Annotated in this window: 20 protein-coding genes; 11 read left to right on the forward strand and 9 right to left on the reverse strand. The window is 58.1% G+C overall.

The features are described from left to right. Nucleotides 1–95: 95 nt before the first annotated feature. The 4 genes from JFU11_RS22190 to JFU11_RS22205 form a co-directional block, all read right to left on the reverse strand. Complete coding sequence (locus JFU11_RS22190; protein ID WP_123721387.1) at nt 96–590, reverse strand: GreA/GreB family elongation factor; 495 nt, start codon at nt 588–590, stop codon at nt 96–98. Between the two features lie 70 nt (nt 591–660). After that, nucleotides 661–1017, reverse strand: a complete 357-nt coding sequence (locus tag JFU11_RS22195) for a hypothetical protein (RefSeq protein ID WP_008008678.1) — start codon at nt 1015–1017, stop codon at nt 661–663. A 175-nt stretch (nt 1018–1192) separates the two neighbouring features. Next, on the reverse strand, nt 1193–3046 hold the full coding sequence (locus JFU11_RS22200) for a DUF4105 domain-containing protein (RefSeq protein ID WP_201062105.1): 1854 nt from the start codon (nt 3044–3046) through the stop codon (nt 1193–1195). Nucleotides 3047–3151: 105 nt separating this feature from the next. Continuing rightward, a complete protein-coding gene (locus JFU11_RS22205; protein ID WP_201062106.1) occupies nt 3152–3640 on the reverse strand; it encodes a DUF3015 domain-containing protein in 489 nt (162 codons plus the stop codon). Between the two features lie 277 nt (nt 3641–3917). Here JFU11_RS22205 and JFU11_RS22210 point away from each other — a divergent pair, with 277 nt between their 5' ends. After that, a complete protein-coding gene (locus tag JFU11_RS22210; RefSeq protein WP_201062107.1) occupies nt 3918–6356 on the forward strand; it encodes an ATP-binding protein in 2439 nt (812 codons plus the stop codon). 328 nt (nt 6357–6684) lie between these two features. Then, complete coding sequence (locus JFU11_RS22215; protein WP_007901845.1) at nt 6685–7026, forward strand: hypothetical protein; 342 nt, start codon at nt 6685–6687, stop codon at nt 7024–7026. A 5-nt stretch (nt 7027–7031) separates the two neighbouring features. Here JFU11_RS22215 and JFU11_RS22220 read toward each other — a convergent pair whose 3' ends face one another. After that, on the reverse strand, nt 7032–8861 hold the full coding sequence (locus JFU11_RS22220) for a hypothetical protein (RefSeq protein WP_201062108.1): 1830 nt from the start codon (nt 8859–8861) through the stop codon (nt 7032–7034). Between the two features lie 160 nt (nt 8862–9021). On the opposite strand from JFU11_RS22220, the gene JFU11_RS22225 reads away from it, so the two are divergent. The 3 genes from JFU11_RS22225 to JFU11_RS22235 all read left to right on the forward strand — a co-directional run bounded on the left by JFU11_RS22225 (nt 9022) and on the right by JFU11_RS22235 (nt 10764). Further along, complete coding sequence (locus tag JFU11_RS22225; RefSeq protein ID WP_007901849.1) at nt 9022–9510, forward strand: TIGR00645 family protein; 489 nt, start codon at nt 9022–9024, stop codon at nt 9508–9510. Between the two features lie 209 nt (nt 9511–9719). Further along, nucleotides 9720–10016: a DUF6482 family protein gene (locus JFU11_RS22230; protein ID WP_052967582.1), complete on the forward strand. Its 297-nt coding sequence runs from the start codon at nt 9720–9722 to the stop codon at nt 10014–10016. A 130-nt stretch (nt 10017–10146) separates the two neighbouring features. After that, the gene (locus JFU11_RS22235) at nt 10147–10764 is read left to right on the forward strand and encodes an FKBP-type peptidyl-prolyl cis-trans isomerase (protein WP_007901858.1); all 618 of its coding nucleotides are present in this window, start codon (nt 10147–10149) and stop codon (nt 10762–10764) included. Nucleotides 10765–10894: 130 nt separating this feature from the next. On the opposite strand, the gene JFU11_RS22240 is transcribed toward JFU11_RS22235, so the two are convergent. The 3 genes from JFU11_RS22240 to JFU11_RS22250 all read right to left on the reverse strand — a co-directional run bounded on the left by JFU11_RS22240 (nt 10895) and on the right by JFU11_RS22250 (nt 12885). Next, entirely contained in the window at nt 10895–11152 is a 258-nt protein-coding gene (locus JFU11_RS22240) for a hypothetical protein (protein ID WP_123721392.1), read from the reverse strand. A gap of 206 nt (nt 11153–11358) precedes the next feature. Beyond that, nucleotides 11359–11700, reverse strand: a complete 342-nt coding sequence (locus tag JFU11_RS22245) for a zinc ribbon domain-containing protein YjdM (protein ID WP_007901863.1) — start codon at nt 11698–11700, stop codon at nt 11359–11361. Between the two features lie 216 nt (nt 11701–11916). Next, nucleotides 11917–12885, reverse strand: a complete 969-nt coding sequence (locus JFU11_RS22250) for a polyprenyl synthetase family protein (protein ID WP_038981482.1) — start codon at nt 12883–12885, stop codon at nt 11917–11919. A gap of 240 nt (nt 12886–13125) precedes the next feature. Between JFU11_RS22250 and rplU the strand changes: the two genes are divergently transcribed. The 5 genes from rplU (at nt 13126) to JFU11_RS22275 (ending at nt 16887) form a co-directional block, all read left to right on the forward strand. Continuing rightward, complete coding sequence (gene rplU / locus JFU11_RS22255; RefSeq protein ID WP_007901869.1) at nt 13126–13440, forward strand: 50S ribosomal protein L21; 315 nt, start codon at nt 13126–13128, stop codon at nt 13438–13440. Between the two features lie 35 nt (nt 13441–13475). After that, nucleotides 13476–13751, forward strand: coding sequence for a 50S ribosomal protein L27 (gene rpmA, locus JFU11_RS22260; protein WP_007901871.1), 276 nt, complete (start codon nt 13476–13478; stop codon nt 13749–13751). 193 nt (nt 13752–13944) lie between these two features. Next, complete coding sequence (cgtA, locus tag JFU11_RS22265) at nt 13945–15168, forward strand: Obg family GTPase CgtA (RefSeq protein ID WP_123357345.1); 1224 nt, start codon at nt 13945–13947, stop codon at nt 15166–15168. A gap of 123 nt (nt 15169–15291) precedes the next feature. After that, nucleotides 15292–16410 carry a glutamate 5-kinase gene (gene proB / locus JFU11_RS22270; protein WP_038981484.1) on the forward strand — a complete coding sequence of 373 codons (1119 nt, stop codon included), beginning with the start codon at nt 15292–15294 and terminating at the stop codon, nt 16408–16410. A gap of 12 nt (nt 16411–16422) precedes the next feature. Then, nucleotides 16423–16887: a CreA family protein gene (locus tag JFU11_RS22275; protein ID WP_008068400.1), complete on the forward strand. Its 465-nt coding sequence runs from the start codon at nt 16423–16425 to the stop codon at nt 16885–16887. 182 nt (nt 16888–17069) lie between these two features. On the opposite strand, the gene rpsT is transcribed toward JFU11_RS22275, so the two are convergent. After that, a complete protein-coding gene (rpsT, locus tag JFU11_RS22280; RefSeq protein ID WP_003185593.1) occupies nt 17070–17348 on the reverse strand; it encodes a 30S ribosomal protein S20 in 279 nt (92 codons plus the stop codon). Between the two features lie 252 nt (nt 17349–17600). Between rpsT and murJ the strand changes: the two genes are divergently transcribed. After that, nucleotides 17601–19139 (forward strand): murein biosynthesis integral membrane protein MurJ, encoded by a 1539-nt coding sequence (gene murJ / locus JFU11_RS22285; RefSeq protein WP_123721393.1) that lies wholly within the window; start codon nt 17601–17603, stop codon nt 19137–19139. The last annotated feature ends 44 nt before the right edge of the window (nt 19140–19183 follow it).

Here is a 19183-nt window from a genome sequence, read left to right on the forward strand (position 1 = left end):
CGATCTTTTGATCTTCCGCTTGGGATTGGAGCGGGTCTGAAAAGGCCTCGTTTCACTCGACAGCTCCTACAGGCGAGATCGCGACGTCATCGAACTTACCCGGCCTCTATTGCCAACACCTCAATCACCAAATCCCCCGCTGGTCGCTTCCACAACACTTCATCGCCCACCTGCGCCCCGAGCAACGCCCGCCCCAGCGGCGAGCTCCAATTGATCAAGCCATGGGCGGCATCCGCCTGGTCTTCTCCGACCAATTGCACGCGTTGCTCATGATCGTGTTCGTCGGCAAAGGTCACCCAGTTGCCGATCTGCACTTTATCGGCCGAGGAGGCCTGTGCGACCACTTGGGCGCTTTGCAAGCGCTGCTTGAAGTAGCGCCAGTCGCGATCGAGGTCAGCCTGGCGCTGCTTGTCGGCCAGCTCGCCTTTGGCGCTTTCCTCATCAAGCAGTTTTTGCAGTTCGGCGACTTTCGCCTGAAGCTGCGCCAGGCCCACTGGCGTGACGTAATTGGGCTGCGCGCTGACCTGCCGTTCGACTGGCTGATCGGCTTGCGCGGCGGCGTTATCTTCATTGACGAAGGCGCGACTCATGCTGTTCTCCCGTTATAGGGTTTGGGCCATGGTCGCAGGCTTTAAGTTTCGACGAATGTCTGTAAACGACTTATTGCGAGCGATAGGCTCGCGCGGCGTCCCTGTCTTTCTCTTGTTGCCAGGCCCGTTCGCGCTCGTCCCAATGGCGGTCCTTGTACTCGTTACGATCCTCGTTTTCACGCATGGCCTGGCACTGACGGAAGCCATCAGTCCAGCCTTCGGCGTATTGCTTGTCCTTGAGGTAACGCGGGACATTTTTGCGAAACTCGCCGGTGATCGCCCCGGCGGCTTGCCGGCCACTGATGCAACCGTCATCGAAGCCATCAGCGAACGCCGGCGGATAGCCCTTGGCGATCAGATCCTCGTGGGTCGACTGGCACCCCGTGATCACTACCAACAACCCCAACACACCCACGCAACGCCACATCTCGGACTCCTGGACCGTTCAACGGCCTATAAGGGAAGTCTAGAAGCGGATTTGTCAGCTGGGAGTGAAAGAAAGATCAAAAGATCGCAGCCTTCGGCAGCTCCTACAAAAGCGCGGTTATATGCGGTCCTGTAGGAGCTGCCGAAGGCTGCGATCTTTTGCGGTTAAGCAACGATCAATAGTGATACCACTTCACCTCAAGCATCACTTCGTTTTCGGGCGAAGCCAGGTGGCTGAATTCACGCTGGGCACTCAGGCGCACGCCCAGATTGCGCGACAGTTCCCATTGCTGATTCAGGCTCACACTCCGGCGCACCTCGCCATTGGTGAAGTAATCGCCCTTGGCTTCCAGGCTGAAGTTACCCAGGGGGTTTTTCCACAGCAGGCCGCTGTTGAAGCCCGCCGCCGGAGCGATGAAGCCCGCGAAGTCGTTGTTATGCTCCACACGCACGGTGCCCAAGGCGAAACCGAGCATGTCGTCACCCAGTTGCCAGGTCCCGCCGCCACCGCCGTTGACATGGCTGACCAGGGTTTCGTCATCATGCTTGCCCGGTACGCGCTCCAGGCCGCCGGTGACTTGCCATGACAGCGGCTGCAACAATTCATTGCGAGGCGTCAGCGAGCGGATGGTCGCCAGGTCCAGTTGCTGCAACTGCCAGTCATTGCCTTCGTATTGACGCAGCTTCATCTGCAGAATTTCGATCTGCGCACCGAGGGGGAAGCTTTCCATGTTGTCATTGAGATCGTGATAGGCCATGCGCAGGCCATATTCGCCGAAGGCCTTGTCGCCCCGGGTGCCGATGCCGGCCTGCCAGGTGCGGGATTCGTGACCGTCCTCGGGCAAGCCTGGTTGCGGAATTTCCAGCTCCGGGGGCGGGTTTTGATTGATTGCGCGTAGCAATTCGAAACTGCGTTGAGCCCGTTGCGGGTCACGCTCCTGACCATTGGCGCGATAACGCTCCAGACGATAAGCCGCATCGATGATCAACGCCTGACGGTCGCGAGGTAGAGCCTTGAACGCCGGGGTCTGTAATTGCTTCTGATCGGCGCTGACTTTCAGTACCCATTGCTGTTCTTCGGAGGTTAATGGCTCGGCACGGCTTAGCAGTTCACGCTCACGGGACGGGCGATACTCGATCGATTCCACCAGCCCGGCTTCTTTCACCGCTTTGACCGTGTCGGTAGGGATTGCGGTCAACGGGAATTGCTCGGTCAAATGCAGGCTCGGCCGCGCTACTTGCAGCAGTTCAAGCAGGCGGTAGGAGCAGTTTTCGTCGAAGAAGAAGTAGTCGAACTGGATCTGCTTGAGCTCCCAGACGTGCTCGACCATGCGCTCGGTTTCCTGCTGGGTCAGGTTCAGGCGGTATTCCCACAGGTCGCGGTTCTCGAGGCTGCGGTATTCCGAGAGTTTTTCCTGATACGGCACCAGCGCAAACAGCCCTGGATAGCCGCCCATCAAACCTTTCCAGGCGTACAGAATGCTGTTGTCCGAACCTTCGATGTAGGCGCCGAAGTTGATCGCGTAACTGAGCAGCGACGTCTTGTCGCTCTGCACATTGGCCTGATCGATACGCAGCAAGGTGTGGCCAAACATCGACGATGGGCTGTTCAGGTAGGCCGCCGGGAAAATCATCACCGCGCTGTGGGGCGAAACATCCTTGAACCATTGCTTGAACTCAGCACAGTCAGGTGTTGGCAGACCGTTCAGCTCAAGTTGCGCCTTGAGCCAGCGGGTGCGGGCCGGATAGACGCATTGTGCATGCTGCTCGCCGGCACTGGCCGGGGCATACAGTGCCTGCACGGTCGCCGCCAGTTCGCGGTCGGGGTGTTCGTTGCCATCGGGAGCGAGAAAGAATTTCTTGTCGCTGACATAGCTACGCCAGCCACCGAGCTTGGCGGTTTCGTAATGCCCCAGGGAAATCCAGAAGGGGTCGTTGGCCAGTTGCTGCAAACGTTGATTGTCGATATGTGGCGCGGCGGACAGCGGGGCGCAGACACAGAGCGCCAGCCAGGCAAGGCGTTTGAACATAGTGAGCAACTTAAGCCGAAAGAAACAAAGACCCGAAGGGGCAGGCCAAAAGGGCCAGGTTCAAAAAATAAAACCCGCTCCCCAAAGAGAGCGGGCCGGTCGAGCTTAAGCTTGAGTAGCGTACTTGGCCAGACGAGGGTCGCTTTTCAGCACGGCCAGGGTGTTGGTATGCACGTCATCAGCGGTCACGTCAGCTTTGCTGAAGATCTGCTGGAAGTGCTGATGAGTCACAGCGGCGAAGTGCGCACGGTCTTCCGGCGCCACGCCCAGTACCACGGCGTAAGTGGTCAGCGCTTCGCCCTGACCTTTAGCCATGTCTTCGGACAGCTCGTTCATCATGCCATTCATGGCGATCCAGGATTTGCCGCCATAGGTCAGCGACGCGTTGGTCGAGCAACCGTTGGTGCCGGAGGTCATACCGAACGTTGCATTACCGGAAGTGCCGTTGGTGGTGGATGCCAGGAAGTGTGCCGGGGTGCCACGCTGACCTTCGAACAGCAGGTTGCCCCAACCACAGTCCGGACCGCCTGGCGCCTGTGCCATGGCGTTGAGGGATACAGCGGTGAAGAGAGTACCGAGAAGAATCCGTTTCATAGCTATGTTCTCTTTGTGTGCATACCAATGGACAGGGTGCTGGCCCCTAATGGTGCCAGTGGGCCGGTTATTCGTTCCAGCCGCGCAGTTTGGAGTTTAGGCACGTTCCGGGGGTTCCGTTACTTTTTGCGAAACATTCGTTGAAAAACCCTGATTTTGAGCAGCTCGGCCCCAGGCGGAGGGTTTGTCTGAGCTTTGGCTTGAGGCGCGCCTTGCCAGTGAGGTACGGGCAGCGCCAGAATGCCGCTATCTGCCCCGCCTGATGTAAGGAAGCCCGATGCCTGATCCTGTTGCTGCCAGCTTGCGTCTAGCGCCTGAAGCGCTGACCCGTCCGTTTTCCGCTGAACAGTTCAGCTTCTCTACCACCAATGATCTGGAGCCCTTCCGCGGTGTGCTTGGCCAGGAGCGCGCGGTCGAAGCCTTGCAGTTCGGTGTGGCCATGCCACGCCCCGGTTACAACGTATTTGTCATGGGTGAGCCCGGCACCGGCCGGTTTTCGTTCGTCAAACGCTACCTCAAGGCCGAAGGCAAACGCCTGCAGACCCCGGCGGACTGGGTCTACGTCAATAATTTCGATGAACCGCGCGAGCCTCGTGCGTTGGAGTTGCCGTCGGGCACCGCCGGTGCTTTCATCGGTGACATCAACGGTTTGATCGACAACCTGCTGGCGACCTTTCCGGCCGTGTTCGAGCACCCGTCCTATCAGCAGAAGAAAAGCGCCATCGACCGCGCTTTCAACCAGCGTTATGACCGTGCACTGGATGTGATCGAGCGTCTGGCGCTGGAGAAAGAGGTTGCGCTCTACCGCGACAGCAGCAACATCGCCTTCACCCCGATGAGCGAAGGCAAGGCGCTGGATGAGGCTGAGTTCGCCCAGTTGCCGGAAGCCGAGCGCGAACGCTTTCATGACGACATTTCCGGGCTGGAAGAGCGGCTGAACGAAGAACTCGCCAGCCTGCCGCAATGGAAGCGCGAGTCGAGCAATCAACTGCGTCAGCTCAACGAAGAAACCATCACCCTGGCCTTGCAGCCATTGCTCGCGCCGCTGTCGGAAAAGTACGCGGAAAACGCAGGCGTTTGCGGTTACCTGCAAGCGATGCAGGTTTACCTGCTCAAGACGGTGGTCGAGCAACTGGTGGACGACGGCAAGACCGACGCCATCGCCCGTAAAATGCTCGAAGAGCAATACGCCCCGAGTCTGGTGGTCGGTCATCCGGCCAACGGCGGCGCGCCCGTGGTGTTCGAGCCGCACCCGACCTACGACAACCTGTTCGGCCGCATCGAATACAGCACCGATCAGGGCGCGCTCTACACCACCTATCGACAGCTGCGACCGGGTGCGTTGCACCGGGCCAACGGCGGTTTCCTGATCCTCGAAGCGGAAAAAATGCTCAGTGAACCGTTCGTGTGGGATGCGCTCAAGCGCGCCTTGCAATCGCGCAAGCTGAAAATGGAATCGCCGCTGGGTGAGTTGGGCCGTCTGGCCACCGTGACGCTGTCACCGCAACACATTCCGTTGCAGGTCAAAGTCGTCATCATCGGTGCCCGGCAGCTCTACTACACGTTGCAAGACCTCGATCCGGACTTCCAGGAGATGTTCCGTGTCCTGGTGGATTTTGATGAAGACATCCCGATGGTCGACGAGAGTCTGGAGCAGTTCGCCCAGTTGCTCAAAACCCGTACGTCCGAGGAAGGCATGGCGCCGCTGACCGCCGATGCGGTGGCGCGTCTAGCGACTTACAGCGCGCGTCTGGCAGAACATCAGGGGCGTCTGTCGGCGCGGATCGGCGATTTGTTCCAACTGGTCAGCGAGGCGGATTTCATTCGCGATCTGGCGGGTGACGACATGACCGACGCCGGACACATCGAGCGTGCGCTCAAGGCCAAGGCGACCCGCACCGGGCGCGTTTCGGCACGGATTCTCGATGACATGCTGGCCGGGATCATTCTGATCGACACCGATGGCGCAGCTGTCGGCAAGTGCAACGGGCTGACGGTATTGGAAGTCGGTGATTCGGCCTTCGGGATACCGGCGCGGATTTCCGCCACGGTTTATCCAGGTGGTAGCGGCATCGTCGACATCGAGCGCGAGGTCAACCTCGGCCAGCCGATCCACTCCAAAGGCGTGATGATCCTCACCGGGTATCTGGGCAGCCGTTATGCCCAGGAATTCCCGCTGGCGATTTCCGCGAGCATCGCCCTGGAGCAGTCCTACGGTTATGTCGACGGTGACAGCGCGTCTCTGGGTGAGGCGTGCACGCTGATCTCGGCCTTGTCGAAGACCCCGCTCAAGCAGTGCTTTGCGATTACCGGTTCGATCAACCAGTTCGGTGAAGTGCAGGCGGTGGGTGGGGTCAACGAGAAGATCGAAGGTTTCTTCCGACTCTGCGAAGCCCGTGGTCTGACGGGGGAGCAAGGGGCGATCATTCCTCAGGCCAACGTCGCCACGCTAATGCTCGACGAGAAGGTACTGGCGGCGGTGCGGGCGGGGCAGTTCCATGTCTACGCAGTGCGCCAGGCCGACGAGGCCCTGAGCCTGTTGGTCGGCGAGCCGGCCGGTGCGCCGAATGAGAATGGCGAATTCCCTGAAGGCAGCATCAATGCGCGGGTAGTGGAACGCTTGCGGGTGATCGCGGAAATGATCAGCGAGGAAGATCTCAAGGAAGCCGAAAAGGAGTTGGCGCAGGAAGCAATGCTGGAAATCAAACCGGCCTGAATAGTCGACCAAAAGAAGCAAGCTCTCTGTGGCGAGGGGGCTTGCCTCCGTTCGGCTGCGAAGCAGTCGTAAAATCGACTGATACGGTCTTTCTGATAAACCGCTTCAGCCGCTTTAAGGGCCGCTTCGCGGCCCAACGGGGGTAAGCCCATTCGCCACAATTCTGGCGTCAATATTCACACAGTGACCACTCGGCACCTTCTGGTCTTGGTTCGCGTGCGAACCAGACTTTTCTTCTATTATCTGCTCAAGGATATCGACAGTAATCACTGGATCGAGACAGCCTTCCCGTGGAGGCTGAAGACCGGATCTACCGAGGGTCGCCGCCATGTCGCGCAACCTCTGCCTCACCCGTCAATGCCTGGGTCTTGTGACCCGTATCGAATGTGCTATCCGCCCGCTGGCGGGAGATACGGGCATGTGGACCTTACTCTTCGCCGCCGGAATGGCCGGCGAGCAGCCTTCTGCCATCAAAGCCCAAGGCCCGTTTCGTGGGCCTGTCGTGGCTGAATCGATCCTCGACACTATTGTTGAAAGTCTGACCTTGCATGGCTACGAGCTGGCCGACGACCCGCAAATCTGGTGCCTGCATCTGCAAGCCCAGTTGCGAGAGATCAATGGCGGTCGTTACCGCAACCTTAGCGGTCCCGAGTTTCGACCCGAGCACTGAACAGACTATTGATCAAGGTTGCCTGGCTCAGCCTTGTCGAGTTTGACCTCGAACCCATATTGCACAGTGGTGAGGTTGGTTCGCTGATAAGTTTCCAGACGTGTGGGCTGGCCATAGAAGTAATGCACTGCAAATAACGCCGGGCCTTGCGCGCTGGCGTCGTGACTGACCGAAAGAATCTCCTTCAAATAGTTGCCACTGTCGTCCTTGGCGAAAAAACGCCAGTCCTGGGCTGGAAACAGCTTCAAATCCACCACCAACGCATTCCCTTTGAGCTCAAGGCCTTTGGGCAATTGGCGAGCGTCGTACATTTGCTGGTCGACAGTCGCCAGGAACTGCGGCATGGAGCCCACGGCGTAGGCCGGTGTTTCCGGAAACAGGTTCAGATCATAGGTGATGGCGCCGCGTATCGGATCGACCTGATACGCCTCCGGCGGCAGCTCTATCGGCCCATCGCGCTGGCCGTTGCGGTCTTGGGTAAAGAACGTCACCGGGCTTTCGCCGGGATTGAAAGAGGTGCCGAGCAGTTCGTCATTGAAGCTTCTGGGGTGATCGAATTCGATGCGCGCGGCACTCGGGTCATCCACCGACTGACTGATGCTGATGCTTTTTTTCAGTTGTTCCTCGCCCAGCGTTGCGCCTTTGAGCCAGGTCGCGGCCTGGTCGTCATACACCACCACCGGCAAGGTCAGTGGCTGGATGGTTTTTTCCGTAGTGTGCGGGTCGAAGCGGCGTATCGGCAGGTTCAGGTCCTTGTGGGTCACCGTAACCGCCGAGAAGTCCAGCAGGCTGACTTCGACGGTGTCGATCGGCCCGTTGAAGTAGACCTTGGTGTAATGCCGGGTTTGTTGCTTTTCAAACGCACGCTGCTCGTCATCGAGCTGTTTTTCGAACGCTTCGCTCCAGGCCTTCTGCTGTTGCATCTGTGTCAGTTGTTTTTGATAAAACGCAATTTGCGCGGCGGTTTCGTTGATCGCCCCTGAGCGAGAGATGAATTGCCCGGTGGCGTCCCTGGCCTGAACGATCAATGGGTTGAGTGATATGTCGCGTACCTCGGGGGCCAGCGGCGCGCTGTTATTGAATTCGATTTCGGCGTAGTTATTGCCCAGTTTCAATAAGGTGACGTTGAGATTGTCGATAGTGCGAGTCTGGCCGACGTCCTTTTTCGTCAGGTCGAAGTTGTAGAGCCGGCGCGGGGCGATGACTTCCACCTTGCCTTGCAGGCTCACCGGTTGTGGTTGGCTCGTCTTATCCACATCCAGGCCTTCGATGAAGGGGTAGGTCACCGTCAAATCATCGGGGTTGGTCAGGTTGGAGCTCGACGGGCTCAGCTGAATGCCGGGATCGGTTTCCGACCATTCCGGCTGGAACGGGATGACGCGCTTGTTGCTCAGGGTCACCGATTGCCATTCCAGGCCATGAGGAAAAAGGAACGCGCCCGGAATGTTGAAGTTGAAGGGGAATACCGGCTGCAGGTCGGTCAGGTAATCCGAGCTGGACTCCTTGTGCAGTACAAACAGACCGTTGATGTAGGTGTCGACCAGCTCCTGGGGTGTGGGGTAGTGCTTGAGCACGGCGAGGGCGTCTTCGCCGTATTCGGTGACTACTGGTTTGGTGTCGAGCTTCAGTTGCGCGCGCTCGAGTAATAACAGCGAACCGCCTAACTCGGCCACGGCATCCTTGAGCTTGGGGTCCTCAATCGCCTCCAGGGATTGTTCGAACTGTGCGATCTTTTCTTCGAGGCTGACCTGACGTTTCTCATCGCTGGGTGAACAACCACCCAGCAGTAACGTGAGGCAAAGTCCGGCACTCGTTAAAGGCAATCGCACATCCATTTCCAGTCTTCCTGTCCGACGTCGCTGACCGTTCAATGATCTGGACACTAGCAGAAAAACTTTGTCACACACACGCAGGTTGCGGATTTTCCGGCGGTTTCTGGGTGTAACAGGTGGCTGTTATACTCGCCGCCATTTCCAGCCCCTTGTGTGAGATTCAATGGAACGCTTTATCGAAAATGCAATGTACGCCTCCCGCTGGTTACTGGCGCCGATCTATTTCGGTTTGTCTCTGGGCTTGCTGGCGTTGGCACTGAAATTCTTCCAGGAAGTCTTCCACGTCATTCCTAACGTGTTCTCGATGGCCGAGTCGGATCTGATTCTGGTCCTGCTGTCGCTGATCGACATGGCGCTGGTGGGCGGCTTGCTGGTGATGGTGATGATCTCCGGTTACGAGAACTTCGTTTCTCAGCTGGATATCGACGACAGCAAGGAAAAGCTCAACTGGCTGGGTACCATGGATTCGTCTTCGTTGAAGATGAAGGTCGCGGCTTCCATCGTGGCGATTTCGTCGATCCACCTACTACGGATCTTCATGGACGCCAAGAACGTCGATCCCGAGCATTTGAAGTGGTACGTGGTCATTCACATGACCTTCGTGGTGTCGGCGTTTGCCATGGGCTATCTGGACAAGCTGACCAAGCACTGATCTGCATAGCACTTGTAGGAGCGAGGCTTGCCCGCGAAGGCGGCGTAACAGACAAACACTTATGTCGACTGACACGACCTCTTCGCGGGCAAGCCACGCTCCCACAGAGTTGCCAAAACAGACGGGCGGTGTCGCTTGTAGCTTGTACTTTGGCCCGTCGAGGCATATCCATGTAGAGATCCTGGCTCGCCACTGCGTGAGGTGCGTTCATGAACCTGCAAGAGTTGAATGCGTATGCCATCGCCGGAAAGGTCGATGAGCTGAACCTGATCTCGGTAGATGGCGTGATCTACGTGCTGGAGGCTCGTATGCATGGTTCGGCGTATCCATTGCGCGATACCCACGGCGAAATAATGCATCTGCGCTCGGTCGAGCATGCGCGTGACATGCTTCATGCCTTTCCCAAGTTGTCGTTCAACGTTATGCATGCGTCGGTCCATGACGAAATGTGCGGTGCCAGCACCGAGGAAAGCCTGAAAGTACCGATCACCTTCCGTTCTGTGTGACAGCGCTGGCGCCGCTCATCAACGACGGCATCTGTGCTAGTCTGCTCGCCCTTTTGATTCCGGGCGCGTTCCGGGACGCGCTGTGCACGCACGGCAAGTTCCAGGGCCGTCCGCACAGCGGAGCAGTGTCATGTCCGAAGTAAATCTGTCCACCGACGAAACCCGCGTCAGCTACGGCATTGGCCGTCAGTTGGGCGACCAGCTGCGTGACAACCCGCCACCGGGCGTTAGCCTGGACGCGATCCTGGCTGGTCTGACCGACGCGTTCGCCGGCAAGCCAAGCCGTGTGGGTCAGGAAGAAATGTCTGCCAGCTTCAAGGTGATCCGCGAAATCATGCAAGCCGAAGCTGCAGCCAAGGCTGAAGCCGCTGCTGGCGAAGGCCTGGCTTTCCTGGCTGAAAACGCCAAGCGCGAAGGCATCACCACTCTGGCTTCCGGCCTGCAATTCGAAGTGCTGACTCAAGGTGAAGGCGCCAAGCCAACCCGTGAAGATCAAGTGCGTACTCACTACCACGGCACCCTGATCGACGGCACTGTGTTCGACAGCTCCTACGATCGCGGTCAGCCTGCAGAATTCCCGGTTGGCGGCGTCATCGCTGGCTGGACCGAAGCCCTGCAACTGATGAACGCCGGCAGCAAATGGCGTCTGTACGTGCCGAGCGAACTGGCTTACGGCGCTCAAGGCGTTGGCAGCATTCCGCCGCACAGCGTACTGGTATTCGACGTCGAACTGCTCGACGTTCTGTAATGCCCGGCCTGTCGTTATGACGGGCTAATGTGGGAGCGAGCCTGCTCGCGATGCAGTCAACTCGGTTTTTCTGTGAAACCGAGGTGATGCCATCGCGAGCAGGCTCGCTCCCACAGTTTTTTGCGTTGTCTCATAGTTCGATCTTATGGTTCAGATCGTTGGTCGGGCGCAATGCCCGGGCATAGCAGAACAGAAACAGATTGCGTACCAGTTCCTTGAGCACCACCGGCTCGCTGGAACTTAAGCCGTTGACGTCCAGATCACCCTGATCCTGTAGCTCGTTCAAGGCTTCTTCTTCAAGCACCGCACAGACTTCCCCGGTTTCCCGATGCAGGATCCTGAGGTAGGGGTGTGGGCGGTCCAGCCAGGCATCGATCAAATAAGTCATGGGTCTCATCTCCATTGATGGGTTTCAATGAGAATAATTCTTATTCATCAAATAGCAAGGGTCTATTGGCGGTTTGTGTTTTTTTCTGCAGGGAAATTGCTGAGCATCAAAACGACTGGCGTTTGGCTACTGCGCGGGAATGCTGGGTGATGCGGGGAAGGGCAAAGCACCATCCCACGCCGGGCGCGGGATGGAATACAGCAGATTCAGACTTTTCTGACGAACTCGGATTTGAGTTTCATCGGACCAATGCCATCGATCTTGCAGTCGATGTCGTGGTCGCCGTCGCACAGGCGGATGTTCTTGACCTTGGTACCGACCTTGACCACCAGCGACGTGCCTTTGACCTTGAGGTCCTTGATCACGGTGATGGTATCGCCGTCCTGCAGGACATTGCCGACCGAATCCTTTTTCACGGTGTCATCGGAGGCCACTTCGGCTTCGCCACTGGCGGACCACTCGTGGGCGCACTCCGGGCAGATCAGCTGTGCGCCGTCTTCGTAGGTGTATTCGGAATTGCATTTCGGGCAGGGTGGCAACGTGCTCACTAAAGCTCCTTGGATTCAGGATGGCTAAAAAGCGCACATTATATAGGGTTTTAGGCGGGAGCGGGCAGGACGCTGATAGACCTGTGGGGGCGACCCGTGGCGAGGGGGCTTGCCCCCGTTGGGTTGCGAAGCGGCCCTGTATTTCAAAGATAAACCGCATGCAATGGGTTTACGACTGCTTCGCAGCCGAACGGGGGCAAGCCCCCTCGCCACAAGTTAGTGCGTGCGGGCGACCGCAAACTCGCTCAATTCCACCAATGCATCGCGGTATTCGCTGGCGGGCAGGGCGTCGAGGCACTTGATCGCACGGGCCACGTAGTCGCGGGCCAGTTGCGCGGTGTAGTCCAGCGAGCCGGAAGCTTCAACGGCCTCGCGAATGCGTTCCAGATCTTCGATACCACCTTTCTGGATCGCCTGACGAACCAGTGCGGCCTGCTCCGGAGTGCCTTCGCGCATGGTGTAGATCAGCGGCAGAGTCGGTTTGCCTTCGGCCAGATCGTCGCCGACGTTCTTGCCCAGGGTTTCGGCGTCGCCGCGGTAATCCAGCAGGTCGTCCACCAATTGGAAGGCTACCCCCAGGTGATCGCCAAAGGTGCGCAGCGCTTCGCTCTGTTCCGGCGAGGCACCGGCCAGGGCCGCGGCACTGTGAGTCGAGGCTTCGAAGAGCATCGCGGTTTTGCCGCGGATGACTTCCATGTAGGTTTCTTCGGTGGTGCTGGCGTCGCGGACCTTCGACAGCTGCAACACTTCGCCTTCAGCGATGATGCGCGTGGCTTGCGAAAGGATTTTCATCACCGGCATGGAGCCCAGTTCGACCATCATTTCGAAAGAACGCGAATACAGGAAGTCGCCCACCAGCACGCTCGGTGCGTTGCCCCACATGGCGTTGGCGGTCGAGCGGCCTCGGCGCATGCCGGACATGTCGACGACGTCGTCGTGCAGCAGGGTGGCGGTGTGCAGGAACTCGATGGTCGCAGCCAACAGGCGCAGGTCATCACCTTCGCGACCGAGTGCCTTGCCGCACAGCAGCACGAGCAACGGGCGCAGGCGTTTACCGCCAGCCGAGGTAATGTAGTCGCCGATTTTCGATACCAGCGGCACTCGGGAAGTCAGCTGTTTCTTGATGATGCCGTCGACGGCGCTAAAATCGTCCGCCACCGCGCGGTAGAAAGCTTGGGGTTGCATCAGCGACAGTTGCTCCAGAAGGGTTGCGCGGCATGCTAGGACCCACGTCCGGGCCTGTCAAGGCACGATGGACAGCCTCTTGCATCGCCCCGGCAGCTTGCGTACAATCGCGCACCCTGAACTTCCTGGGCAGCACCTGCCTTACGCAATTGCAAACAGGCCTTCCAGCCTTATGCAGCCATGCCAGCCAATACCTCTTCTTATAAAGAGCTGGGTGAGCAGGATTATCGGAGAAATACCATGTCTTATGCAGTAATCGTTACTGGTGGCAAGCAGTACAAAGTTGCTCCAGGTGAATACCTGAAGATCGAAAAACTGGAAATCGCTACCGGCGAATCCGTTACTTTTGATCGCGTTCTGTTGGTTGCCAATGGCGACGACGTGAATATCGGCGCTCCAGTTGTTCCTGGCGCTACCGTTGTGGCTGAAGTGATCTCCCAAGGTCGTCACGATAAAGTCCGCATCATCAAGTTCCGTCGCCGTAAGCACCACATGAAGCGTATGGGCCACCGCCAGTGGTACACCGAGATCAAAATCACCGGTATTCAGGCTTAATTTCAGCCTAATTCCTCACTAGGAGAATTGAACTCATGGCACACAAAAAAGCTGGTGGTAGTACCCGTAACGGTCGCGACTCAGAAGCCAAACGCCTTGGCGTGAAGATGTATGGCGGCCAGGTTATCATTCCGGGCAACATCATCGTGCGTCAGCGCGGCACCCAATTCCACGCTGGCTACGGCGTTGGCATGGGCAAAGATCACACTCTGTTCGCTAAAATCGACGGCGTGATCAAGTTCGAAGTAAAAGGCGCCTTCGGTCGTCGTTACGTAAGCATTGTCCCGAAGACTGACGTCGTCGCGGCATAATTACGTAGTTGCTGGAAAAGCCCTGTCTTGCGACGGGGCTTTTTCGTTTGTGGGGTGAGTCTCTTGCAAAGCTGTTTGTGATGGGCTCCAGCGCTGTATTGGCGGTCGTTGATTGAGGTCGCTGCGCTCATTTTTGCAAGAGTCTTATGTCTAGGTTTTTTCGGCTCGTCCGTATGGCGAGAGGCGTTTTGTTATGAAGTTTGTTGATGAAGTATCGATTCGAGTAAAGGCCGGGGACGGCGGCAACGGTTGCATGAGCTTCCGTCGCGAAAAATTCATTGAAAACGGTGGCCCGAACGGCGGTGACGGTGGTGATGGCGGCTCGGTCTACATGGTCGCCGACGAAAACCTCAACACCCTGGTGGACTACCGTTACACCCGGCACTTCGATGCCGAGCGTGGTTCCAACGGCGGCAGCACTGACTGCACCGGCAAGAAAGGTGAGGAGCTGGTGCTGCGCGTTCCGGTCGGCACTACTGTCATCGATTCCGCGACTCAGGAAGTGATCGGCGACCTGACCAAGGCCGGCCAGCGTCTGCTGGTGGCTCACGGCGGCTGGCACGGTCTGGGTAATACTCGTTTCAAATCCAGCACCAACCGGGCACCGCGCCAGACCACGCCGGGCAAGCCGGGTGAGCAGCGCGACCTGAAGCTGGAGATGAAGGTGTTGGCGGACGTCGGTCTGCTTGGTTTGCCGAACGCTGGCAAAAGTACCTTCATTCGCTCGGTATCGGCCGCCAAGCCGAAAGTCGCCGACTACCCGTTCACCACTCTGGTGCCGAACCTGGGTGTGGTCAGCGTCGATCGCTGGAAGAGCTTCGTGGTGGCGGACATTCCGGGTCTGATCGAAGGTGCTTCCGACGGCGCGGGCCTGGGGATTCGTTTCCTCAAGCACTTGTCGCGTACCCGTCTGCTGCTGCACCTCGTCGACATGGCGCCGCTGGATGACACCAGTGCTCCGGATGCCGCCGAAGTAATCGTCAGTGAGCTGACCAAGTTCAGCCCGTCCCTGGCTGAGCGTGATCGCTGGCTGGTGCTGAACAAGTGCGACCAGATCCTTGAAGAAGAGCACGATGCTCGCGTCAAGGAAATCGTTGATCGTCTGGAGTGGACCGGTCCGGTCTACGTGATCTCCGCAATCGCCAAGCAAGGCACTGAGCGTCTTTGCCATGACATCATGCGTTACCTGGAAGATCGTGCCGATCGTCTGGCTAACGACCCGGCCTACAAGGAAGAGTTGGCCGAGCTCGATCAGCGCATCGAAGATGAGGCGCGCGCCCAGTTGCAGGCGCTGGACGATCAGCGTGCCCTGCGTCGCAGTGGCGTGAAGTCGGTCCATGACATCGGTGAAGATGATTGGGACGAAGAAGATGTGGATGACGAAGACGGTCCGGAAATCATTTACGTGCGTGACTGATTCGTTGCGATAAACTTAAGCGCCGCTCACTAGAGCGGCGTTTTAGTATCTGGAAATCGGTAGTCACGAATAACGTTACGGGCAGCGCTGGGTCGTGCTGTCCTCAAGCTAAGGTTGAAGATGATGCGGAGCAAGGTGACAGGTGCGCAGCGTTGGGTCGTGAAGATCGGCAGCGCTTTGCTGACGGCGGACGGCAAAGGCCTGGATCGCGCGGCAATGGGTGTCTGGGTCGAGCAGATGGTTGCCCTGCACGAGGCGGGTGTTGAGCTAGTACTGGTGTCCTCCGGGGCAGTGGCGGCGGGTATGAGCCGTCTGGGCTGGACTGTACGACCCAGTGCAATGCACGAGTTGCAGGCCGCTGCCGCCATCGGTCAGATGGGGTTGGTGCAAGCCTGGGAGTCGAGCTTTGCCGAGCATGGCCGGCATACCGCGCAGATTCTCCTGACTCACGACGATTTGTCCGACCGCAAGCGCTACCTGAACGCTCGCAGTACGCTGCGCGCGCTGGTCGAGCTCAAGGTGATCCCGGTGATCAACGAGAACGACACCGTGGTCACTGACGAAATCCGTTTCGGCGACAACGACACGTTGGCGGCGCTGGTGGCGAACCTGGTCGAAGCCGATTTGCTGGTGATCCTCACCGATCGCGATGGCATGTTCGATGCCGATCCGCGCAACAATCCCGACGCCAAGCTGATTTACGAGGCGCGTGCCGATGATCCGGCACTGGATGCGGTGGCTGGCAGCACTGGCGGTGCGCTGGGTCGTGGCGGTATGCAGACCAAGTTGCGCGCTGCGCGTCTGGCGGCGCGTTCCGGTGCGCACACCATCATTGTCGGTGGGCGCATTGAGCGAGTGCTGGATCGTCTCAAGGCGGGCGAGCGCATCGGCACCTTGCTGTCACCTGAGCGCGGCATGCTGGCGGCACGCAAGCAATGGCTGGCCGGGCATCTGCAAACCCGCGGAACGCTGGTGCTGGATGCGGGGGCGGTGACGGCGTTGTCTCAAGGCAACAAAAGTTTGCTGCCGGTGGGTGTCAAACTGGTCCAGGGCAGTTTCCGTCGTGGCGAAATGGTGGTCTGCGTGGCGCCGGACGGTCGTGAAATCGCCCGTGGCCTGGCTAACTACAGCGCTCTGGAAGCACAAAAAATCATCGGTCAGTCGTCTGAGGCGATTGTCGGTCTGCTGGGTTACATGGCGGAGCCGGAACTGGTTCACCGCGATAACCTGATTCTGGTCTGAAGGAATACCTGAATGCGTGTGGCAAAAGGATTGTTGGGCTTGTTGTTGGCGATGCCGCTGTTGGCCTCGGCCGATGAAATTGGCCAGGTGTCGACGGTGTTCAAATTTGTTGGTCCGAACGACCGTATCGTTGTCGAAGCGTTTGATGATCCGAAGGTGGATGGCGTGACTTGCTACCTGTCGCGCGCCAAGACCGGCGGCGTAAAGGGTGGGTTGGGTCTGGCCGAGGATCGCGCAGAAGCATCTATTGCGTGTCGTCAGGTCGGGCCGATCAACTTCAAAGGTGAGCTCAAGGATGGCGAGGAGGTGTTCAAGGAGCGCACGTCCTTGGTGTTCAAGACCATGCAGGTGGTGCGATTCCTCGACAAGAAGCGTAATACGCTGGTGTACCTGGTTTATAGCGATCGTTTGATCGAGGGCAGTCCGCAGAATGCGGTGACGGCGATTCCGATTCTGCCGTGGGCGCACGCCCAATAAGCTAGCGAAGATCCAAATGTGGGAGCGGGCTTGCTCGCGAAGACTGACTGACATTCAGCGCCTATGCTGACTGTTGCGCCGCCTTCGCGAGCAAGCCCGCACACATTTTTTTGTGTGGCGTTTGCCAAATCGCAGGCAATAAAAAACCGACCCTGAGGTCGGTTTTTTAATGAGCGTGTCGCTTAGGCAGCAGCGGCAACGTTCAGGGCCTTTACGTGGCCATTCAGGCGGCTCTTATGACGAGCAGCTTTGTTCTTGTGGATGATGCCTTTATCGGCCATACGGTCGATAACTGGCACAGCCAGAACGTAAGCAGCTTGAGCTTTTTCAGCGTCTTTTGCGTCGATGGCTTTAACTACATTCTTGATGTAGGTACGAACCATGGAACGCAGGCTGGCGTTGTGGCTGCGACGCTTCTCAGCCTGTTTTGCACGTTTTTTGGCGGAAGGTGTGTTGGCCACCGTCGAGCTCCTCGAAAGACTTTTTAGGAAATAGCAAACAAAATAGGCCGCGAATCATGCCGATGAGTTGATGTCTTGTCAAGGGCGGTTGAAACGATCCGCTAAGTGGCAGGTATAGAACGTCGGGATATTTCTTTCCGGCGTGCGACCTGTAAACTCGCGAGCTTTGGCTCTGTGCTGTTGCGGCGCGGAGTATCGCATAAGTGGGCGCGTTGTTCGCCTGCTGTTTATCGACAGGCAAAAACTCTTTCAATGAATCTGCTCAAATCGTTGGCCGCTGTCAGCTCTATCACGATGCTCTCCCGGGTTTTGGGGTTTGTTCGCGACACCCTTATCGCTCGCGCATTTGGTGCGGGAATGGCGACCGACGCCTTCTTTATCGCCTTCAAACTGCCCAATCTGCTGCGGCGGATCTTCGCCGAGGGAGCATTTTCCCAGGCCTTCGTGCCGATTCTCGCCGAATACAAAAGTCAGCAGGGCGAGGAGGCGACGCGAACCTTCATTGCTTATGTCTCGGGCCTGCTGACGCTGGTGCTGGCGCTGGTCACTGCGCTGGGCATGCTCGCCGCGCCTTGGGTCATCTGGGCCACGGCACCGGGTTTCGTCACGACCCCGGAAAAATTCGAGCTGACCACCGATCTGCTACGGGTCACTTTTCCTTATATATTGCTGATCTCCCTGTCTTCATTGGCCGGAGCGATCCTCAATACCTGGAATCGCTTCTCGGTGCCAGCCTTCGTGCCGACCCTGCTCAATGTCAGCATGATCATTTTTGCGGTGTTCCTGACGCCGTATTTCGATCCGCCGGTAATGGCGCTGGGCTGGGCCGTTCTGGTGGGCGGTCTGGCGCAATTGCTGTTTCAGCTGCCGCACCTGAAGAAAATCGGCATGCTGGTGCTGCCGCGCCTGAATCTGCGCGATAGCGGCGTCTGGCGGGTCATGAAGCAGATGCTGCCAGCGATCATCGGCGTTTCGGTGAGCCAGATTTCGCTGATCATCAACACTATATTTGCTTCGTTTTTGGTGGCCGGTTCCGTTTCCTGGATGTATTACGCCGATCGCCTGATGGAATTGCCATCCGGCGTGCTGGGTGTGGCTCTGGGCACGATTCTGCTGCCGACGCTGGCCAGGACCTATGCCAGCCAGGATCGCCACGAATACTCGCGGATCCTCGATTGGGGGCTGCGCCTGTGCTTCATGCTGGTGTTGCCGTGCGCCCTGGCGCTGGGGATTCTGGCTGAGCCGCTAACGGTTTCGCTGTTCCAGTACGGTCAGTTCAGCGCTTTCGATGCGGCCATGACCCAGCGCGCGCTGATTGCCTATTCCGTCGGTTTGCTGGGGATTATCGTGATCAAAGTGTTGGCGCCGGGCTTTTATGCGCAACAAAACATCCGGACCCCGGTAAAAATCGCGATTTTCACCCTGATCGTTACTCAGCTGTTCAACCTGGTACTGATCGGTCCGCTGGCTCATGCCGGTCTGGCCCTGGCCATCAGCGCGGGCGCCTGCATCAATGCCGGGCTGTTGTTCTATCAGCTGCGCAAGCAGCAGATGTATCAGCCGCAACCGGGCTGGGCAAAGTTCGGGCTCAAACTGCTGGTGGCGGTGGCGGTGATGTCCGCGGTATTGCTGGGTGCAATGCACTTTATGCCGGCTTGGGCGGAAGGGCATATGCTGGAGCGTTTACTTCGACTGGGTGCATTGGTAATCGCCGGCGTGGTGGTCTATTTCGGCATGTTGCTGTTGATGGGCTTCCGTTTGCGCGACTTCAATCGCAAAGCGCTGAGCTGAGGCTTTTGTCTCGATAAACACGGGCGAGCCGGCGGTTTTGTCGG

Origin of the sequence: Pseudomonas sp. TH37 (assembly GCF_016650735.1) — a bacterium.
Classification (GTDB): Bacteria; Pseudomonadota; Gammaproteobacteria; order Pseudomonadales; family Pseudomonadaceae; genus Aquipseudomonas; species Aquipseudomonas farris.

Excerpts from the sequence above, each read along its gene's own strand:
- JFU11_RS22190 (WP_123721387.1), bottom strand. The coding sequence starts at position 590 with ATGAGTCGCGCCTTCGTCAATGAAGATAACGCCGCCGCGCAAGCCGAT.
- JFU11_RS22195 (WP_008008678.1), bottom strand. The coding sequence starts at position 1,017 with ATGTGGCGTTGCGTGGGTGTGTTGGGGTTGTTGGTAGTGATCACGGGG.
- JFU11_RS22200 (WP_201062105.1), bottom strand. The coding sequence starts at position 3,046 with ATGTTCAAACGCCTTGCCTGGCTGGCGCTCTGTGTCTGCGCCCCGCTG.
- JFU11_RS22205 (WP_201062106.1), bottom strand. The coding sequence starts at position 3,640 with ATGAAACGGATTCTTCTCGGTACTCTCTTCACCGCTGTATCCCTCAAC.
- JFU11_RS22210 (WP_201062107.1), top strand. The coding sequence starts at position 3,918 with ATGCCTGATCCTGTTGCTGCCAGCTTGCGTCTAGCGCCTGAAGCGCTG.
- JFU11_RS22215 (WP_007901845.1), top strand. The coding sequence starts at position 6,685 with ATGTCGCGCAACCTCTGCCTCACCCGTCAATGCCTGGGTCTTGTGACC.
- JFU11_RS22220 (WP_201062108.1), bottom strand. The coding sequence starts at position 8,861 with ATGGATGTGCGATTGCCTTTAACGAGTGCCGGACTTTGCCTCACGTTA.
- JFU11_RS22225 (WP_007901849.1), top strand. The coding sequence starts at position 9,022 with ATGGAACGCTTTATCGAAAATGCAATGTACGCCTCCCGCTGGTTACTG.
- JFU11_RS22230 (WP_052967582.1), top strand. The coding sequence starts at position 9,720 with ATGAACCTGCAAGAGTTGAATGCGTATGCCATCGCCGGAAAGGTCGAT.
- JFU11_RS22235 (WP_007901858.1), top strand. The coding sequence starts at position 10,147 with ATGTCCGAAGTAAATCTGTCCACCGACGAAACCCGCGTCAGCTACGGC.
- JFU11_RS22240 (WP_123721392.1), bottom strand. The coding sequence starts at position 11,152 with ATGACTTATTTGATCGATGCCTGGCTGGACCGCCCACACCCCTACCTC.
- JFU11_RS22250 (WP_038981482.1), bottom strand. The coding sequence starts at position 12,885 with ATGCAACCCCAAGCTTTCTACCGCGCGGTGGCGGACGATTTTAGCGCC.
- rplU (WP_007901869.1), top strand. The coding sequence starts at position 13,126 with ATGTCTTATGCAGTAATCGTTACTGGTGGCAAGCAGTACAAAGTTGCT.
- rpmA (WP_007901871.1), top strand. The coding sequence starts at position 13,476 with ATGGCACACAAAAAAGCTGGTGGTAGTACCCGTAACGGTCGCGACTCA.
- cgtA (WP_123357345.1), top strand. The coding sequence starts at position 13,945 with ATGAAGTTTGTTGATGAAGTATCGATTCGAGTAAAGGCCGGGGACGGC.
- proB (WP_038981484.1), top strand. The coding sequence starts at position 15,292 with ATGCGGAGCAAGGTGACAGGTGCGCAGCGTTGGGTCGTGAAGATCGGC.
- JFU11_RS22275 (WP_008068400.1), top strand. The coding sequence starts at position 16,423 with ATGCGTGTGGCAAAAGGATTGTTGGGCTTGTTGTTGGCGATGCCGCTG.
- murJ (WP_123721393.1), top strand. The coding sequence starts at position 17,601 with ATGAATCTGCTCAAATCGTTGGCCGCTGTCAGCTCTATCACGATGCTC.